Source organism: Robertmurraya sp. FSL R5-0851 (genome assembly GCF_038002965.1).
Classification (GTDB): domain Bacteria; phylum Bacillota; class Bacilli; order Bacillales; family Cytobacillaceae; genus Robertmurraya_A; species Robertmurraya_A beringensis.
This window is the reverse complement of record NZ_JBBOOE010000001.1, coordinates 1,153,126-1,170,212: the sequence shown is the minus strand read 5'-3', so window position 1 is coordinate 1,170,212 and position 17,087 is coordinate 1,153,126. Positions and strand designations below refer to the sequence as shown.

The 17,087-nt window shown below is 38.5% G+C and carries 18 protein-coding genes; 4 read left to right on the top strand and 14 right to left on the bottom strand.

Annotation, left to right across the window (positions count from 1 at the left end; translation table 11 throughout):
• Positions 1-27: 27 nt before the first annotated feature.
• Both hemH and hemE read right to left on the bottom strand, forming a co-directional pair.
• Positions 28-963: a ferrochelatase gene (gene hemH / locus MKX65_RS06065; protein WP_160549175.1), complete on the bottom strand. Its 936-nt coding sequence runs from the start codon at positions 961-963 to the stop codon at positions 28-30.
• A 132-nt stretch (positions 964-1,095) separates the two neighbouring features.
• Entirely contained in the window at positions 1,096-2,139 is a 1,044-nt protein-coding gene (gene hemE, locus MKX65_RS06060) for a uroporphyrinogen decarboxylase (protein ID WP_160549174.1), read from the bottom strand.
• A 249-nt stretch (positions 2,140-2,388) separates the two neighbouring features.
• Here hemE and MKX65_RS06055 point away from each other — a divergent pair, with 249 nt between their 5' ends.
• A complete protein-coding gene (locus MKX65_RS06055) occupies positions 2,389-2,904 on the top strand; it encodes an antibiotic biosynthesis monooxygenase (RefSeq protein WP_160549173.1) in 516 nt (171 codons plus the stop codon).
• A 16-nt stretch (positions 2,905-2,920) separates the two neighbouring features.
• Here MKX65_RS06055 and MKX65_RS06050 read toward each other — a convergent pair whose 3' ends face one another.
• A complete protein-coding gene (locus MKX65_RS06050) occupies positions 2,921-3,571 on the bottom strand; it encodes a response regulator transcription factor (RefSeq protein WP_340902809.1) in 651 nt (216 codons plus the stop codon).
• A complete protein-coding gene (locus tag MKX65_RS06045; RefSeq protein WP_160549171.1) occupies positions 3,568-3,849 on the bottom strand; it encodes an ATP-binding protein in 282 nt (93 codons plus the stop codon). The genes MKX65_RS06050 and MKX65_RS06045 overlap by 4 nt, the downstream gene beginning before the upstream one ends.
• Positions 3,850-4,307: 458 nt before the next feature.
• Between MKX65_RS06045 and MKX65_RS06040 the strand changes: the two genes are divergently transcribed.
• Positions 4,308-5,702 (top strand): hypothetical protein, encoded by a 1,395-nt coding sequence (locus MKX65_RS06040; RefSeq protein ID WP_340902808.1) that lies wholly within the window; start codon positions 4,308-4,310, stop codon positions 5,700-5,702.
• Between the two features lie 35 nt (positions 5,703-5,737).
• Here MKX65_RS06040 and MKX65_RS06035 read toward each other — a convergent pair whose 3' ends face one another.
• The 8 genes from MKX65_RS06035 to MKX65_RS06000 all read right to left on the bottom strand — a co-directional run bounded on the left by MKX65_RS06035 (position 5,738) and on the right by MKX65_RS06000 (position 13,061).
• Entirely contained in the window at positions 5,738-6,517 is a 780-nt protein-coding gene (locus tag MKX65_RS06035; protein ID WP_160549169.1) for a Cof-type HAD-IIB family hydrolase, read from the bottom strand.
• Positions 6,518-6,578: 61 nt separating this feature from the next.
• On the bottom strand, positions 6,579-6,845 hold the full coding sequence (locus MKX65_RS06030; protein ID WP_119707141.1) for a phosphocarrier protein HPr: 267 nt from the start codon (positions 6,843-6,845) through the stop codon (positions 6,579-6,581).
• A gap of 21 nt (positions 6,846-6,866) precedes the next feature.
• Positions 6,867-8,303: a glycoside hydrolase family 1 protein gene (locus MKX65_RS06025; RefSeq protein ID WP_340902805.1), complete on the bottom strand. Its 1,437-nt coding sequence runs from the start codon at positions 8,301-8,303 to the stop codon at positions 6,867-6,869.
• Between the two features lie 121 nt (positions 8,304-8,424).
• Positions 8,425-8,751 (bottom strand): PTS lactose/cellobiose transporter subunit IIA, encoded by a 327-nt coding sequence (locus MKX65_RS06020; protein ID WP_340902803.1) that lies wholly within the window; start codon positions 8,749-8,751, stop codon positions 8,425-8,427.
• A 77-nt stretch (positions 8,752-8,828) separates the two neighbouring features.
• Positions 8,829-10,160 carry a PTS cellobiose transporter subunit IIC gene (celB, locus tag MKX65_RS06015; protein WP_340906168.1) on the bottom strand — a complete coding sequence of 444 codons (1,332 nt, stop codon included), beginning with the start codon at positions 10,158-10,160 and terminating at the stop codon, positions 8,829-8,831.
• Positions 10,161-10,192: 32 nt separating this feature from the next.
• Positions 10,193-10,495, bottom strand: coding sequence for a PTS sugar transporter subunit IIB (locus tag MKX65_RS06010; RefSeq protein ID WP_160548206.1), 303 nt, complete (start codon positions 10,493-10,495; stop codon positions 10,193-10,195).
• A gap of 256 nt (positions 10,496-10,751) precedes the next feature.
• A complete protein-coding gene (locus MKX65_RS06005; RefSeq protein WP_340902802.1) occupies positions 10,752-11,057 on the bottom strand; it encodes a PTS sugar transporter subunit IIB in 306 nt (101 codons plus the stop codon).
• 78 nt (positions 11,058-11,135) lie between these two features.
• Positions 11,136-13,061 (bottom strand): BglG family transcription antiterminator, encoded by a 1,926-nt coding sequence (locus MKX65_RS06000; RefSeq protein ID WP_340902801.1) that lies wholly within the window; start codon positions 13,059-13,061, stop codon positions 11,136-11,138.
• A gap of 189 nt (positions 13,062-13,250) precedes the next feature.
• Here MKX65_RS06000 and MKX65_RS05995 point away from each other — a divergent pair, with 189 nt between their 5' ends.
• Together MKX65_RS05995 and MKX65_RS05990 are read left to right on the top strand one after the other, a co-directional pair.
• Positions 13,251-14,306: a lactonase family protein gene (locus MKX65_RS05995; RefSeq protein WP_340902800.1), complete on the top strand. Its 1,056-nt coding sequence runs from the start codon at positions 13,251-13,253 to the stop codon at positions 14,304-14,306.
• 121 nt (positions 14,307-14,427) lie between these two features.
• A complete protein-coding gene (locus MKX65_RS05990) occupies positions 14,428-15,597 on the top strand; it encodes a M20 family metallopeptidase (RefSeq protein WP_340902799.1) in 1,170 nt (389 codons plus the stop codon).
• Positions 15,598-16,142: 545 nt separating this feature from the next.
• On the opposite strand, the gene MKX65_RS05985 is transcribed toward MKX65_RS05990, so the two are convergent.
• Positions 16,143-16,868 carry an EcsC family protein gene (locus MKX65_RS05985; protein WP_340906167.1) on the bottom strand — a complete coding sequence of 242 codons (726 nt, stop codon included), beginning with the start codon at positions 16,866-16,868 and terminating at the stop codon, positions 16,143-16,145.
• An 80-nt stretch (positions 16,869-16,948) separates the two neighbouring features.
• Positions 16,949-17,065, bottom strand: coding sequence for a DUF4023 family protein (locus MKX65_RS05980; protein WP_160548213.1), 117 nt, complete (start codon positions 17,063-17,065; stop codon positions 16,949-16,951).
• Between the last annotated feature and the right edge of the window lie 22 nt (positions 17,066-17,087).

The following is a 17,087-nucleotide window of genomic DNA, read 5'->3' as shown; positions in this document are numbered from 1 at the left end:
CGCCTTCTTTTCTAAAAGTTGTTTACTTTATCTCATATTTAACTTGTCCAGTATAACTGTTGCCATCGCATCAATAAATAATGGTTGTGAATTCGGCATTTCTGGTCGGTAATACGACACACCTAATTCCTCCGTAATAATCTTACACTCATAATCATTATCATAGAGAACCTCTAAATGGTCAGCGACAAAGCCAACTGGTGTGTATATGAATGCTTTATAACCATTCTTTTCATACAACTCTCTTGTGAGATCCTGAACATCAGGTCCAAGCCATGGCTCTGGTGTATTTCCTGCACTTTGCCAGCCAACTGCATAGTTTTTTACACCGGCACTCTCAGCAATGTAATCAGCTGTTTTTTGAAGCTGCTCCGGATATGGATCCCCCGATTGAAGGATTTTCTCAGGTAGACTATGCGCAGAAACAATTAAAACTGAATGATCCTTTTCTTCTACTGGCATAGAATCAAAAGTTGCCTTTACTTTCTCAGACCAATACTGAATAAACTTCGGCTCATCAAACCAGCTTTCAACTGATGTAATTTTAAGATTTCCAAGCTTTTCCGCTTCCTCATGAGCTCGTCCGTTGTATGACTTTACGCTAAAGGTAGAAAAATGCGGCGCAAGCACGATACTCACTGCTTCTTGAATGCCATCGTCGTGCATTTGTTTCACAGCATCTTCAATGAACGGTTCGATATGCTTTAAACCTAAGTAAAGCTTAAATTCCACTTGATCCTGAACTCTATTTAAATGCTCTTGTAATTCCTCTCCTTGTTCCTGCGTGATTTTAGCTAGTGGAGAGATGCCACCAATTGCTTCATAGCGATTTTTTAAATCCTCTAGCATTTCAGGAGACGGTTTACGGCCATGGCGAATATGCGTATAATAACGTTCAATATCCTCCTCCTTGTAAGGAGTTCCATAGGCCATTACTAAAAGCCCCATTACTTTCTTTGTCATACTATCCCTCACATCCTGTTTATTCACGATTATTCAGCAATTTTCTCACTCATTCATTTATTTTGCCAAAAAAACCGTGAGAGTGCTAGTAATAATACTTAAAATATAATAATAATTATTAATTAATAATTATTAACGTTTGTTTATTGCTGTATATTCATGAACAAAAGTTGTTAATCGCTTTAAAGTTTCAGGATTAACGGAAGGAAACACACCATGTCCTAAGTTAAAAATATGCCCTGGATGTGCCAGTCCTTGATCAAGGATCGCTTTGGCACGCTCCTCTATTACTTCCCATGGAGCCAATAAAATAGCCGGATCTAAGTTTCCTTGAACCGTTTTATGCACTCCTATTTGGCGAGCTTCTTCAATTTGTAGACGCCAATCTAACCCTACTACATCTAGTGGAAGATCATTCCATTCTAGAGCCAAATGACTTGCACCTACACCAAACATAATTAATGGAACGTTTTCTTCTCTAAGTGCACTAAAAATCCGATTCATCACTGGCTTTATAAAATAGCGATAGTCCTGAACATTTAGGGCACCAACCCAAGAATCAAAGATCTGAATGGCCCGTGCGCCTGCTTTTATTTGTGATTTCACATATGTAATAGTCATCTCTGCCAATTTATCCATTAGTGCAAACCATGCCTTTGGTTCTGAGTACATAAATGCTTTAGTTTTGTTATAGTTTTTCGATGGTCCACCTTCGATCATATAGCTAGCTAGTGTAAAAGGTGCTCCTGCAAATCCAATAAGGGGCACGTTAAGCTGTTCCTCCGTTAGAAGCTTAATCGTATCCAGCACATATGGAACATCCTCTTCAGGGTGAATCTCGCCTAATTTCTCTACATCAGCCAAAGATCTAATAGGATTTGAAATAACCGGCCCAATTCCTGATTTTATTTCTACATCTACCCCGATTGCAGGTAGCGGTGACATAATATCTTTATATAAAATGGCTGCATCAACATCGTATTGCTCCACCGGAAGTCTTGTTACATACGCACACAGCTCAGGCTGATGAGTGATTTCAAATAAAGAATATTTTTCTTTAATTTCACGATATTCAGGTTGAGACCTGCCTGCCTGTCTCATATACCAAACAGGGGTATAATCCGTTTGTTCTCCTCTTGCTGCCTTTAAAAATGTTTCATTAATTTGTCTAACCATTATGTTGACCCCTTTCAAAAAAACAAGCTAACTCCCATTTTAATATACTTTACTCATATTTTAAAAATACTGCGCTTACATACACATCTTCTAATATAGCTTTTTCTACTATAGATGTATAGATAACCGCCTCATCTGTCAAAAAATCTTCTTTTTTTTAAATGGTTTTATTCTATAACAAGTTGAAATTAGGATTGGGTAACTCTTCTCGTTATAATTAATTTATTACATTGAAAGGGGTGAAAGAGTATGAATATCTTTATGACGAATGGAACCTATGAATTTATGCACGCACTAAAGGAAAATTATCTTCAGGAAAAGATGCTGCTTATGCAGGATAATGAAACAACCCTTCTCATCCATGAAACAGATGGCAATACGGTCTTCGCATCCCCAAGGAAGTATGAAGTGATTGATCAATCAGGGGTTTTGGCAAATGGAGCATTTTTTGTGTTTAACAATATTCCTGTTAGTGAAGAAGGTAGACCTGTGTTCGAGTATCGCTTTAAAAATAGGGCCAGACTCATTGAACAAGAACCTGGTTTTGCAGCCATTCGAGTGCTACGTCCCCTTTCTAACGATACATACGTCATTTTGACTGCATGGAAAGAAGAAAAAGACTTTTTAAATTGGCAGGAGTCTAAGGCTTATGAAAAGGCTCATGAGAGAAGAAAAACCGATAAGGGGATTGATCAGCAGCAACCATCGATCTTCACTAGACCTTCCTTTGTGACAAAATACCACCTTGCCCTAGAGAAGGAATAAGAAAAAGCCGGGAATGTTATCCATCCCGGCCCTTTTCTAACTTCATTAGTCCATTTCGATTGGCATATACCGCCGCCTGAGTTCGATCAGCCACTTGTAATTTACTCAAAATATTGCTCACATGAGTTTTCACTGTCTTCACACCGATGTATAGTTCATTACTAATTTCCTGATTCGTTTTTCCATCCCCGATACATATTAATACTTCCATTTCTCTATCAGTGAGCTCATCATGGGGCTTCTTTTCTTTCACTCTCAAACGACTCATCATCCGATTGGCTACTTTCGGTTCGATCACTGATTCTCCTCGGGCACATTTTCTAATCGCTTGAACGATTTCATCAGCAGTTGCAGTTTTTAACATATAACTAAATACCCCAGCCTCAATCGCAGGAAATACTTGTTTGTCATCATAAAAGCTTGTTATGATAATAATTTTACAATTAGGATTAAAGGATAGAATTGCTTTAGTTGCATCAATTCCTGTGCCATCTTCCATAAGTAAATCCATCAAAACAACATCCGGTTTTTTATCAGCAACTAGTGTCACTGCATCTTTTCCACAACTTGCTTCTCCTACAATCTCGATATCCGGTTCTGTTTGTAAATATGAGATAATACCTTTTCTTACAACTTCATGGTCATCTACGACAGCAAGTCTAATCATACAGTCCCCCTCCCGGTCACAGGTATTCTAATATCAATATATGTACCTTCCTTCTTTTTGGAGCGAATTGTAAAAATGCCACCAATCTCTTCACATCGTTCTCTCATGGTTTTCATACCATAAGATGTCATGCGCACCACCTCAGGGTCGAAGCCTTTTCCGTTATCACTAATAAACAAATAAATATACGATTCCTTTTCTGTTAACGTAATGGTTATTTTTGTAGCTTCTGCATGTTTTAAAATATTGGACAGTGCTTCTTGAATAATTCGAAACAAATGCTCTTCCGTTGCTTTTGAAACACAATCAAGCTCATCAATGCTCGCTTGAAATTCAATGCCTGTTTTCCCTCAGAAATGGATAAGAAACGACAAATAACTCTGTTATTTCCAAGGAAATGACACCTATATTAACAAGTAAGAGCACTCCACCCACTAGTAAGAGCATTATTGCAAAAAGCACTTGGTTAATAGTTTGATATCTCAAATCATCCGCCTACTTTCAATCAATAGCTTAATAATTCGATAATTTTTCATATTCTCCTTCATTCATCTTACCTCTACTTTTGAAAACTTGAACCAAACTCGAGGTGTTCTTTTTCTCCGTCTAGGGACAGAAAGATTTTGTTTTCCCTCTCACATCTTTGCCCATTTTACATATTCTGTAGCAACCAACCATATAAGGGCAAAAGCCTAAAAAGGCATGTCCCCTTATATAGGAGAAAGGAGTTTGTTCGATGGGTATTGAGTTAACAGCATTACATTGGATTTACCTTTCTTTTATCATTTTAATTATAGGCTTTATGGTTATGAGAAGAGATACCTCACTCGTTTGTATTACGGGAATATTTTTAATAGCGATTACGGCTACCGGTTCACTTAGCGCTTCTATTAGTGATATATTTTTTAGTTTTATATTTGCTATTACGGAGCTACTCCCCACTATATTAGTCATTTCCATTATCGTAGCTATGAGTAAAAGTTTAACTACAACCGGTATTAATGACGTAATGATTTCTCCTTTTTCAAAAATCATACGTACACCCGCACTCGCATACTGGACAATTGGTATTTTGATGATGGTGATTTCTTGGTTTTTTTGGCCATCTCCTGCCGTTGCACTCCTTGGTGCGGTACTACTACCTGTCGCAATCCGAGTCGGTCTACCTGCCTTGGGTGCTGCGATGGCTATGAACTTATTCGGTCACGGAATTGCGCTTTCTGGTGATTTTATTATCCAAGCTGCACCCAAATTAACGGCTGATGCTGCAGGATTACCAGTTAGTGAGGTTATTAGTGCTAGTATTCCGCTTGTCATCGTCATGGGTGTGGTTACAACAATAACTGCTTTCTTCTTCTTAAAACGCGATATGAAACTCGGGAAGCTACCCACAACTTCCTATATTCAATCTAAATCTTCAGATGATGATACAGAGAAAAATTTATTATCTCTTCGACAAAAACGATTTTTCTCGCTCCTAATCCCTTTTTTGTTTTTATTAGATGTGGTCGCTATGTTCTTACTCGATTTACAGGGTGGGGACGCAACGGCATTAGTGGGTGGAACATCGATCGTTATCCTTATACTCATCACAATCGTTGGGCATAAAAACAAAGGTCTTGAAAAAACAACAAGTTATTTAATTGAAGGATTTCAATTTGGGTTTAAGGTTTTTGGACCTGTTATTCCCATTGCCGCCTTCTTTTATCTTGGCGATGCTGGCTTTTCTGTCATCATTGGAGAGTATTTACCGGATGCATCACAAGGAATCGTCAATGACCTTAGTGTCTCCTTAGCTGGTATTGTTCCGTTAAGCAATGAGATTGCTGCGGTAACTCTTACAACAGTCGGAGCTATTACTGGGTTAGATGGTTCAGGTTTTTCAGGCATTTCACTGGCCGGTTCTGTGGCCAATTTATTTGCCGAAGGAATTGGTGCAGGTGCTGCTACATTAACGGCTCTTGGTCAAATTTCGGCCATTTGGGTGGGGGGAGGAACATTGGTTCCTTGGGCTTTGATTCCTGCAGCTGCCATTTGCAATGTCGATCCGTTTGAATTAGCCCGAAGAAACCTGCTTCCTGTTTGTATTGGTCTTATTGTTACCACGATTGTAGCCATCTTTTTAATATAAAAAAACATCGTCAGATTCCTTCTGACGATGTTTTTTTATTTCAACAGCCCGACCAATTCTAATCCGTACGCAATTCCATCTTCATCTACATGCTTTGTTACATATTTAGCAGCACTCTTCGCCTTTTCATGTGCATTTCCCATTGCTACACTATTCTTAACAAAGGAAAGCATCTCAATATCATTTAGTCCATCTCCAAATGCATACACATGCTCAGGTCCAATGCCAAAATGATTCATAGCTGCTTGAATTCCTACAGCTTTAGATCCTCCAGCAGGTAACACATCCACCGCATATTCATGCCAGCGGATAAAATCTAATTGAGGAAATGCTGATTTATAATCCACTTGATCTTGATCTCTATATATTAAAAAGGATTGAAATATTTCTCGACCTCGATGATATAGAGGATCATATCCAACCTTCCCACTTACACTTAGAGAACCAACAGCTTCTTCTAACATGGTATGTGATTCTACATTTCCCTTCATATCTTTGTGATCAAGATATACGATTGGGTGTTGATTTTTAGTTGAATAATTTGTAAGCTCTTCTAAAGCTGAGATGTTGATTGGATTTTTGTATATCACTTGTCCATTTAATACGACATACTGACCATTAAAGCTTACATAATTATCTATTTCTAACTCTTTACGAATCTCGGTTATATTAAAAGGAGATCTCCCTGTCGCAATCGCTACCTCATGCCCTTGATTTTTTAACTGCTGAATAGCTTCCTTTGCCGATTGTGGTAGTTTTTTTTCTTCATTATATAATGTTCCATCAATATCAAAAAAGATCAATTTTTTGGACATGTATCTTCTCTCCCAATTAGAAACCCCATCCAAAAATTGAATGGGGCTACTTGATTTGATTTTATTCAGCAAGTCCTTCTTTAGCTAATACATCAGTAAGACCTTTTAACGCTTCCTCTTCATCTGCACCCTCAGTTGTAATTGTAATTGATGCACCTTTAGGAATACCTAAAGACATGACACCCATAATTGACTTGAGGTTAACTTCTTTTTCCTTGTAAGCTAGTTTCACATCTGAGTTGAATTTACTTGCTGTGCTTACAAGAAGTGTAGCTGGTCTTGCATGAATACCTGTTTCATCAATGACTGTAAAAGTTTTCTTTGCCATAATTAAAACCTCCAAATATGCTTATAGTTTCTCACCGTTTGACTCGATCACGGATTGGTACCATCCAAAGCTTTTCTTCTTGATTCGACGAAGGTCGTGTTCTCCTTCTTCATGTTGATTCACATAAACGAATCCGTAACGTTTTTGGAATCCATTCAACCAGCTTAAAAGATCGGTAAATGACCACACGCAATATCCAAGCATCTCAACACCATCCGAAATGGCTTCCTGAATGGCTACTAAATGTGTTCGAATATAGTCAATACGATAATCATCGTTTACCACATCATTTTCTTCAAGCTTATCATACTCCCCTAACCCGTTTTCACTGATTAAGATTGGCAGGCCGTATCTGCTTTGTATGCGGCGAAGTCCAATTCGAAGTCCAACCGGATCAATATTCCAATCCCAGTTTGTTCTTTCTAAATTGTCATTCTTGACCGTTTTAAATACACCTGGAATTCCTCTGTCTTTTGTTGTTCCTTTTTTCCCTGATGTATTAAAATGACCTTCTGTTACTCCATCAAGCGGGTTTTCTTCGTATGTGGTTGTTTGGTAATAGTTTACACCCATAAAATCAGGTTTTCCAGCTTTTAATAATTCAAAGTCACCATCTTCTACTTGAGGAGCCAATCCGTTCTTTTCTAAATAGTTCCACGTTGCCTCAGGATATTTCCCCCACGCGTAAACGTCCATCCACCAATGGCTTGTAAATTCCTCGGCATTTTCAGCGGCTAGTATATCGGTTGGTTTGGATGTAGCAGCATAAGCAGGAGAATAAGCAAAACTTGGACCGATTTTCCCACCTGGAACATATTTACGGAACTCTTTAATCACGCTTGCATTCGCTAAATTCGCATGGTGATTTACTTGATAAAAAAGCTTGTCATCCTTTACACCTGGTGGATGAGCGGCCCATTGATACCCAAGCATAGTAAAAATATTTTGCTCATTTAAACTTACCCAATACTTAACACGATCACCAAATCGCTTGAATAAAATGGTACTGTAATTCGTGAAATCTTCTATGATCTTTCTTGATTCCCAGCCACCATATTCATCTTGTAACGATTGGGGTAAATCCCAATGATATAGCGTCAAAACAGGTTCAATATTATGTTTTACGAGCTCATTGATTAGATTATCGTAAAACTGTAGACCTTTCTCATTAACTTCCCCTTTTCCTTGAGGAAGAATTCTTGTCCACGCCACTGAAAAACGATATGCCTTCATTCCCATTTCTGCCATTAACTGCACATCTTCTTTATATCGATGGTAATGATCAACTGCTACATCACCAGTTGTCCCCTTAAATGTCTTCCCTGGTATGCGAACGAATAAATCCCAATTAGAGGGTCCTTTTCCATCCTCATCCCATGCACCTTCTACCTGATAAGCTGCAGAAGCTGCACCCCATAGGAAATTCTCCGGAAACGGTTTTAGTTGCTTATGTATCATTTCTATCTCTCCTTCGTTTTATCCCTTTTTTCAAAGTAATGAAGATGGTTCTGATGCTCTCACACCAGAACCAATTCTTTGTTATTATGCTTATTTCTCTAGAAATTACAGTACCAAATTGTTAGCTAGAAACTTTCTCTAACTTAATCGTTTCGTATAGATCCACAAATTCTGTTGCTAAGTCCTTTAGTGTGATCGCATTCATTAAGTGATCTTGCGCATGAACCATCAATAGAGAAATTTCTACCTTTTCTCCTCTGATTTCACCTTGAATTAAAGACGTTTGAACATGGTGTGCTTCATTTAATGCATCTGCTGCTTCTTGTAATTTTGCTCGTGCTTCTGAGAAATCTCCTCGCTTCGCTGCTGCGATCGCTTCCATTGAAGAGCTTTTTCCATTTCCACCATGTAAAATAATCTGAAATACTGTTTCTTCCATTGTTGCCATTGTAAGTCCCTCCGTATAAAAAGCATTCTCACAAAAACTCTTGTGAGAATACTCCTTCTATTTTTTTAAACGTTTAATTAGCTTACTTTTGATGAATTATTTACTCCGCCTTCTTCTTGTTGCTTCATTTTATCCCACATTCTGAAGAACGGGAAGTAGATAGCTAAAGCGATAACGACGTTGACAGCCTGCATAACCGCACCTGAAATTTTACCTCCAGTTGCAAGGTATCCACCGATAATTGGCGGCGTTGTCCAAGGAATCGCGATACCTGCTGGCTTCGCAACTAAACCTAACTTCATGGAGTAGTACGTTACAATGATTAACACGATTGGTGTTAAGAAGAATGGTACGATTAGTAATGGGTTCATTACGATTGGTGTACCAAAAATGATTGGTTCGTTAATCATGAATGTTCCAGGACCAGCCGATAATTTACCAAGCGCCTTCATTTGTTGGCTCTTTGCCCAGAAAAGCATAAGCATAGCTAGACCAAATGTAGCACCAGTACCACCGATGTTGACGAATACTTCAAAGAATTGTGATGTAAAGATATTTGGTAATTCTTCACCTGCACGGAACGCAATTTGGTTTTCTTCTGTAGCCATTAACCATACTGGACTTAGTACACCTGCAACGATGTTTGTTCCGTGAAGACCTGCTGACCAAAGCATCATGATAAGCATGTAGGCAACAATGGAACCGATTAAGCTTCCGCCTAATAATCCAAGTGGTTTACCAAGTACTAATTGAACTACGTCGTGAATACTGCTGATTCCAAAGTATTCAATTACTAAGCGAATAACGAAGATAGTAGTAATAACGATAAAACCAGGAACGAGTGCAACAAACGATTTACTTACTGCCGGTGGTACACTATCTGGCATTTTAATAACGATATTTTTCTTTAGAATAAGGTTATACACTTCTGTCGAGAATAAAGCGATTAAGATCGCTACGAAAAGTCCTTTACTTCCCATTAGTGCGACAGGAATTGCTCCACCAACTGCAATAGCTTCAGTTGCTCCATCTGGAGTGAACGGAACATTGAAAGGTGTAGCTAGTAAGAACGCACACAGTGAGATTACCCCAGCTGTAATGGCGTCGATGCCATACCGCTCAGCTAGACGATACGCAATACCGAATGCTGCGATTAAACCCATCATGTTAAACGTTGCATCGGTTGGATACATTAATTTTGCTAGCCATTGATCTCCGAACACACTTGCCATGAAATCAGCATAACCAGGAATCGGTAGGAAACCTAAGATTAGGAATACGGAACCGATAATAATCATTGGCATTGCTAGGATAATACCATCTTTTAAAGCACCTAAATGTCTTTGTGCAGCTAATTTACCAGCAAAAGGCATAAACTTTGATTCAAGGAAACCTAAAAACTTATTCATCACGTTTCATTCCCTTCTCTAAACAGAGATATTTAGTTTTTTAGTGCTACAGCTGTTTTTAACACTTCTGCACCATTACACATTCCGTAGTGGATTGGGTTAATAGAATCAACTGGGATATTCTTTTCTTTTCCTAGTTGTTGCATTTGAGGTAAAAGGTAACGAACTTGTGGTCCAAGAAGAAGTACATCCGCTTGATCGATATTCGCTTTTACTTGATCTGCACTTACAGCCCAAATTTTCGACTCAAGACCTTGTTCTTTTGCAGCCGCTTCCATTTTTGTTACTAGTAAACTTGTAGACATACCTGCCGCACAGCATAATAGAATATTCATTATAAATTCCTCCTAATATTTTGAGATGCTCTCTTAATCATTGAGAGCGTAAAAGTAAATGATGGAATTGTCTCAAGAAGCCTTACTTGTTTGTTTCACTTTGTTTGTTTCACTTTGTTTATCTCTTCTTGATGTCTTTATTGTAATTGTAAACCGCTTTCACTTACATCTATCGTTTTTCCGTTTCTCAAAGGAAATGGCTATTGAACGCTTTTTTACACAAAAAAAAACAGGGAACTCACTCCCTGTTTTCCGGTTATTTATTTTTTAAAAGTTTTGCATATTTCAATACTTCAGTACCATTACAAGTTCCATAATGAACCGTGTTAATCACGTCTACTGGAATGCCTTTTTCTTCTCCAAGCTTTTTAAGTTCAGGTAGTAGATGGCGAACTTGTGGACCTAATAGGATTATGTCTGCATCTTTTATATGTTTATACACAACATCCCCGGGTACTGCCCAGATTTTATTGATTTCACCCTGATCGATTGAAATTTGATTCATTTTTCTTACTAGCAAGCTTGTTGACATACCAGCTGCACAGCATAACAAGATATTCATCGCAACTCCTCCTATACTAATTCGCCAAAGTAAAAGCTCCCATTCAGGTTCCTCTATTAAAAGAAAAGACACCAGCCTCTATAACTTTAAGAAGGTGTCTTTAAATTCATGATAGGTCTTTGCCTTAATTAATTGTTGTACTAACTCACGATCATCGATCACTTTACCTAACATATCGTACATTCGCTGTAAATCTCCACTACTATCTCTTTCGACACTAAGCAAACAAACAAATTGCACCAGTTTATCGTCCCACTCTATTGGCTTCTGTAAGGTACAAATCGACCAAAATGTCTCGTCTGTTAATGGATTTAATGGATGTGGAATAGCAACAAAATTTCCAAAGGAGGTGGAAGAAAGAGATTCCCTCTCCTTCACTGATTCAATGAAAACATCATCTATCAAACCCATTTCTTTCAAATTCGAGAACATGTAAGATAAAACTTCTTCCTTCGATAAAAGTGCTTGTTGTAAGAAAACTAGCTCTTCCCTTGTATACTCGAGGGTTGTCGTTTGCTCTGATACAGCCGACTTAATTTTATTTAAATCTTGATCACCTAAAAATGTGTTCACATGAATGACTGGAATGGACATTTTTTGCTGAATAGGTACTGTACTAATAATGAAATCAATATCATGTAGATCCATCTGCTGAAGTTTATAAAATTCGGTTGTGTCAACAATATCAAGCTTTGGCCCAAAGGTTGACTGAAGCTTATAGTAAAGCAATCTCGCACTCCCTACTCCTGATGCACATACAATTAAGCATCTTTTCGGACCATGGTGGATTTGCTTCCGCTCCATAGCGACTCCAATATGGAGGGCTAGGTATCCAATTTCATTTTCGTCTATATCAATACTAAGTTGTTTTTTTAACTCTTTTCCAGCAATGAGCCCAGCTTGAAACGCTACTGGATAATTAGCCTTGATTTCATTAATCATTGGATTTCTCAAGTTCATTCCATAACGGTACCGATTGATTGCTGGCTTAATATGTAGACACATTTGCTCTAGGAGTTCTTTATCTTCGCTAATTCCTAATGACAGATTTTCATCGATTTTTGCAAGAATATCAGATACTAATTGAGCAATTTTTTTATCAATCACTTTCTCCACTTGCTCACCAGGTGATTTTTCAATCATTTTCGTACCTAAAAGATGAATGGCTATATAAGCGACTTCATTTTCTGGAAAATCAACCATGAGGCTTTCACTTAGGTTTTTCACAATTTTTTCAGCAACAGAAAATTCCTTTTGTCCAATGATTTCATTTAGCTCATCTGAATACAATAACACATGATTCCCTTCACGGATGCGCTTACAAGCTATTGCTACATGGATAATTAAATTATTTAACCCGACATCAGATAGGGTGATATGATGCTCTCTAATAAGCGCTAAAATGACGTTTCGAATCACTAGTATTTCTTCCTTGGTAAGGATATTCAGTTGTTCATTAACAACATCAAGTTCGTCCCTTTTTTTATTAAAGATATAATCCGACATACAAAAGCGAACCTTGACTTCATCACCTTTAATCCTTAAACCATAATTAGGTTTCTTTTCTAAACTTAATCCATACCGTGAGAGGATTTTCTTAATATCCTTTACGTCATTTAATATGGTTGAGCGACTAACAAATATTTCATCAGCCAAGTGATCAAGCTTTACAAATTTATTTGTTAGAAGTAGCCTCGTAATAATATACCGTATCCGTTCTTCAGGTGAGTCCGGTCTTCCAACACTCGTTTCAGCCGTATCTTGAAACACTTCATTTATAAAGTTGATAAACTGCTGGTTATTATTTACAACTAGTTCGTATCCTGTTCCTCGTACTGATTTAATATCTGCACCGTTCTTTTCAAGGATTGCCTGAAGGTCTTTCATATCATTTCGAATGGTTCTTGATGTTACTTTAATAACACTAGCTAAATACTCGCTCGTAATAGGCACCTTCGCTCCCATTAGTTCTCCGAGTATCATCATGAGACGAGAAATAATCATGTCGAACCTACTCCCCTAGAATCTATTTCTTTCTAAAATATGTTTGTTTCGTTCTACGGAATTTTCTGAAAAGTTAACATTTCTCTCTATTTCTTGTCAAGTTGATAATCAAAATAAGACTTCCTTCTTGATTTTCATTGACTGTAAGAATAGGATAACATTGTATATTAATTTATTGGAGGGAATGCCTTGAGTAGCGCTGATAAAGTAATTGGATATGTAGGAACGTACACAAAAGGTGATAGTGAAGGGATTTATCGCTTTGTTTTAGACACAAAAGCTGGAAAAATTGAAGAGGTTGAACTTGCAGGTAAAGTAGAAAACCCTACCTATGTTTCTATTACAGGCGATAACAAATTTCTTTATTCCGTTTCAAAAAATGGTGATCTAGGTGGAGTAACTTCTTTTTCAATTGAAGAAGGTACAGGAAAGCTTCAAAAAATTAATGATCAAGGGTCGGCTGGTTCTCCTCCTTGTCACTTAGAGATAAACCCAGATAATACCGCACTGTTTACTGCGAACTACCATAAAGGAACGGTTGAAGTGCATAAGGTAAACGCAGAGACGGGTGAAATCCAACCTGCTTCTTCAAGTGTTGCCCATACTGGAAGCGGTCCAGATCCTAGACAGGAGAAGGCACATACCCACTTCTCTGGCTTAACGCCTGATGGAAAATACGTGGTGGCAGTTGAACTTGGAATTGATAAAATCTTTACATATGAACTGAAAGAAGATCAATTATCTCTAGTTTATGAACTTTCTGTGAAACCTGGAAGTGGCCCAAGACATATTGTGTTTCATCCAACAAAACCACTCGCTTATGTGATGACCGAATTTAGTGGAGAGGTACTAGTTCTTCAATACGATTCAACTAACGGTAGCTTAAAACAAATTCAAGCCATTTCTACACTTCCCTCAAGTTTTACCGAAAACAATCAAGGAAGCGCAATTCACATTAGCTCTGATGGGCGTTTTGTTTACGCTGGTAATAGAGGACATAATAGTATTGCGAGCTTTGTTGCAGATGAGAATGGCTCCCTTTCATTTTTAGAACATACATCTACAGAAGGTGATTGGCCACGTGACTTTGCACTAGACCCTACAGAATCGTATATTGTTGCATCCAATCAAGAGTCAGGCAACCTTGTCCTTTTTGCTAGAGACAAAGAATCAGGAAAGTTAAGTCTTCTTCAATCAGACATTACCGTTCCTTATGCAGTTTGCGTGAAGTTTTTATCTATTTAACGAACGAAAGACTACCCTCAGGTAGTCTTTTGTTTTTCTTTTTTTCAAGCAAAGAAAACCATTTTTCAAGCAAAAAAGATGTTATAATTATCTGAAATTAGTAAAAGGAGTGGGGATTAATTTGCTTACGACACTGTTTACGAAGCTAGAAGATTATTATCCTGAAATGGTTGAGATTAGAAGATACTTACATCAGCATCCAGAGCTTTCTTTTCAGGAAGTGAATACAGCTAACTTTATCGCATCTTATTACGAAAAACTTGGAGTGGAAGTTCAAAGAGGTGTCGGTGGCAATGGAGTAGTAGCAAAGATCCAAGGAAATTATCCTGGAAAAACAATTGCCTTACGTGCAGACTTTGATGCACTTCCTATTCAGGATGAAAAGGATGTCCCGTACAAATCAACTGTTCCAGGTGTTATGCATGCTTGTGGCCACGATGGTCACACTGCCTCCCTACTTGTCCTAGCTAAAGTACTCCATGAATTAAAAGATGAACTTCACGGTACATATATTATGATTCATCAACATGCAGAAGAGTATGCTCCAGGAGGCGCGGCATCCATGATTGAAGCGGGTTGTCTTGAAGGGGTAGACGTTATCTTTGGTACGCATTTATGGGCAAGCGAGCCCACAGGAAAAATCCAATACCGAACTGGTCCTATTATGGCCGCAGCAGATCGATTTGTGATTACCGTCCAAGGCAAAGGGGGACATGGAGCACAGCCACACAAAACAAAGGATTCCATTGTTGTTGGTGCCCAACTCGTATCCAATTTACAACAGATTGTAAGCAGACGTGTTAATCCAGTGGAGTCTGCTGTCGTAACCGTAGGATCCTTTGTCGCAGACAATGCATTTAACGTAATTGCGGATAAAGCAAAATTAATCGGAACCGTCCGCACATTTAACGAAGACCTTCGTGACTTTATCGCTGACGAAATCGAACGCATTGTAAAGGGTACTTGCATTGCCTCCGACTGCTCGTATTCTTATGAGTATATAAAAGGTTATCCAGCAGTTGTTAACCATAAAGAAGAAACGGAGTATCTGGTTCAACTAGCAAATGATATGGAAGACATCAAAGTAGTAGAAGAAGCAGAGCTGCAAATGGGTGGAGAAGATTTCGCCTATTATCTCCAGCATGTGAAAGGAACCTTCTTCTTTACGGGGGCAAAGCCTGTCGGTGTGGAGATTGCTTACCCACATCATCACCCGAAATTCGACATCGATGAACAAGCCCTACTCGTAGCTGCTAAAACGCTCTTGTCAGCTGCCATTAACTATAAATAAAGCTTGGAGATAACCTCCAAGCTTTTTCCTTTTAAAGTAGCCTGTGTTTAAGACATCGAAAAGCATTTTGAACCTAATTCTGTCTGTTTCGGACTGACTCCCTCTTCTCCTTGGCTTTCCTGTCCGAATCAACCCCGCATTCGGACTGACTCCCTCTTCTCCTTACGTCTCCTGTCCGAATCAAACCCGCATTCGGACTACCTCCTTCTTCTCCTTGCCTTTCCTGTCCGAATCAACCCCCTATTCGGACTACCTCCTTCTTCTCCTTGGCTTCCCTGTCCGAATCAACCCCCTATTCGGACTACCTCCTTCTTCTCCTTGCGTTTCCTGTCCAAATCAACCCCGCATTCGGACTGACTCCTTCTTCTCCTTACCTTTGCTGTCCGAATCAACCCCGCATTCGGACTACCTCCTACTTCTCCTTGCGTCTCCTGTCCGAATCAAACCCGCATTCGGACTGACTCAACCTTTTCTTTGTCTTTATTGTTCAAATCCCCCTCACTTTTAATCAAGCCTTATTGTCTCAAGCATAAAAAAATGCCCTACTACTCAGGTTGTGGGGCCCTTTTAAGTAAACGAAGACGATAACAGTTCATTGCCACTTCTCCTAAAGAGTCTAGAAGATTATAGTTTGCATATGCCCCTACAACGGCTCCAATCCCAGGGACTAGCTGAAGCATTTTTATAAAGTCAATATGATCTCGGTACTCTTGTTGGAAAGATTGCCAGTCCAGATCTTCATAATTTTGTTTTCTTGCCTCCCAATTTTCAATCACCTCAAATGTTTCCAGTCTTTTTTCATCACTTGAGAAAGCTAGTGAGAACACATGTAAAATAAATATTCGTTCTTCAAGCTTTTCGGGATTAAAACCGTATATGGTAGCCATTTCACTTAAGTATTTCATTTTAATGGACAGTAGCAGCGGAAAGTCAGCTAAACCTAAAAAAATCCCTCCTGCTCCTGTTCCTGCTCCCTCTAGAGTGGCTGTTTTTCGGTAAAAGGAAAGTTTTTCAGCAGCCATTTTATCTTTTTCCATTAAAGATGAACCTGCCCTATTCTCTTTCTTTGTCGTGATATATGACCCTACTAGTAGAGCTTTAACCATTTGTTTAATACTATCAGTGATGAATTGATGCGCCTTTGCAGGGATTAACTCATTAATTTTTCCCTGTGATTTTTTGGATACTCGCTGAAGGATTGGTGATTTTTTTAATAATTTCCGTTTCCATAAAACAATTTCATGATAAATCTTTAATTCGTATTCATTCATCAAAATTTCCCCTCCTCTCTTTTATACGTTCAAACAAGACTTTTGTTTCAAAAAAGAAGAAGGCATTCGCCTTCTTCAACTTAATGCTGCTTATTCGGAAGCCTTTTCTCTGGGTGATTATTTCCACGCTTCTTATTTTTTAGTTCCTTTTTTTTATCTTCTGCCAGTTTATCAACAAATTGACTTGTATTTTCCATCATGACTCCCCTTTCTTTTCTG

Bases quoted from the DNA above. Each gene is read 5' to 3' on its own strand.
- hemH (WP_160549175.1), bottom strand. From the start codon at position 963: ATGACAAAGAAAGTAATGGGGCTTTTAGTAATGGCCTATGGAACTCCT.
- hemE (WP_160549174.1), bottom strand. From the start codon at position 2,139: ATGGTTAGACAAATTAATGAAACATTTTTAAAGGCAGCAAGAGGAGAA.
- MKX65_RS06055 (WP_160549173.1), top strand. From the start codon at position 2,389: ATGAATATCTTTATGACGAATGGAACCTATGAATTTATGCACGCACTA.
- MKX65_RS06050 (WP_340902809.1), bottom strand. From the start codon at position 3,571: ATGATTAGACTTGCTGTCGTAGATGACCATGAAGTTGTAAGAAAAGGT.
- MKX65_RS06040 (WP_340902808.1), top strand. From the start codon at position 4,308: ATGGGTATTGAGTTAACAGCATTACATTGGATTTACCTTTCTTTTATC.
- MKX65_RS06035 (WP_160549169.1), bottom strand. From the start codon at position 6,517: ATGTCCAAAAAATTGATCTTTTTTGATATTGATGGAACATTATATAAT.
- MKX65_RS06030 (WP_119707141.1), bottom strand. From the start codon at position 6,845: ATGGCAAAGAAAACTTTTACAGTCATTGATGAAACAGGTATTCATGCA.
- MKX65_RS06025 (WP_340902805.1), bottom strand. From the start codon at position 8,303: ATGATACATAAGCAACTAAAACCGTTTCCGGAGAATTTCCTATGGGGT.
- MKX65_RS06020 (WP_340902803.1), bottom strand. From the start codon at position 8,751: ATGGCAACAATGGAAGAAACAGTATTTCAGATTATTTTACATGGTGGA.
- celB (WP_340906168.1), bottom strand. From the start codon at position 10,160: ATGAATAAGTTTTTAGGTTTCCTTGAATCAAAGTTTATGCCTTTTGCT.
- MKX65_RS06010 (WP_160548206.1), bottom strand. From the start codon at position 10,495: ATGAATATTCTATTATGCTGTGCGGCAGGTATGTCTACAAGTTTACTA.
- MKX65_RS06005 (WP_340902802.1), bottom strand. From the start codon at position 11,057: ATGAATATCTTGTTATGCTGTGCAGCTGGTATGTCAACAAGCTTGCTA.
- MKX65_RS06000 (WP_340902801.1), bottom strand. From the start codon at position 13,061: ATGATTATTTCTCGTCTCATGATGATACTCGGAGAACTAATGGGAGCG.
- MKX65_RS05985 (WP_340906167.1), bottom strand. From the start codon at position 16,868: ATGAATGAATACGAATTAAAGATTTATCATGAAATTGTTTTATGGAAA.
- MKX65_RS05980 (WP_160548213.1), bottom strand. From the start codon at position 17,065: ATGGAAAATACAAGTCAATTTGTTGATAAACTGGCAGAAGATAAAAAA.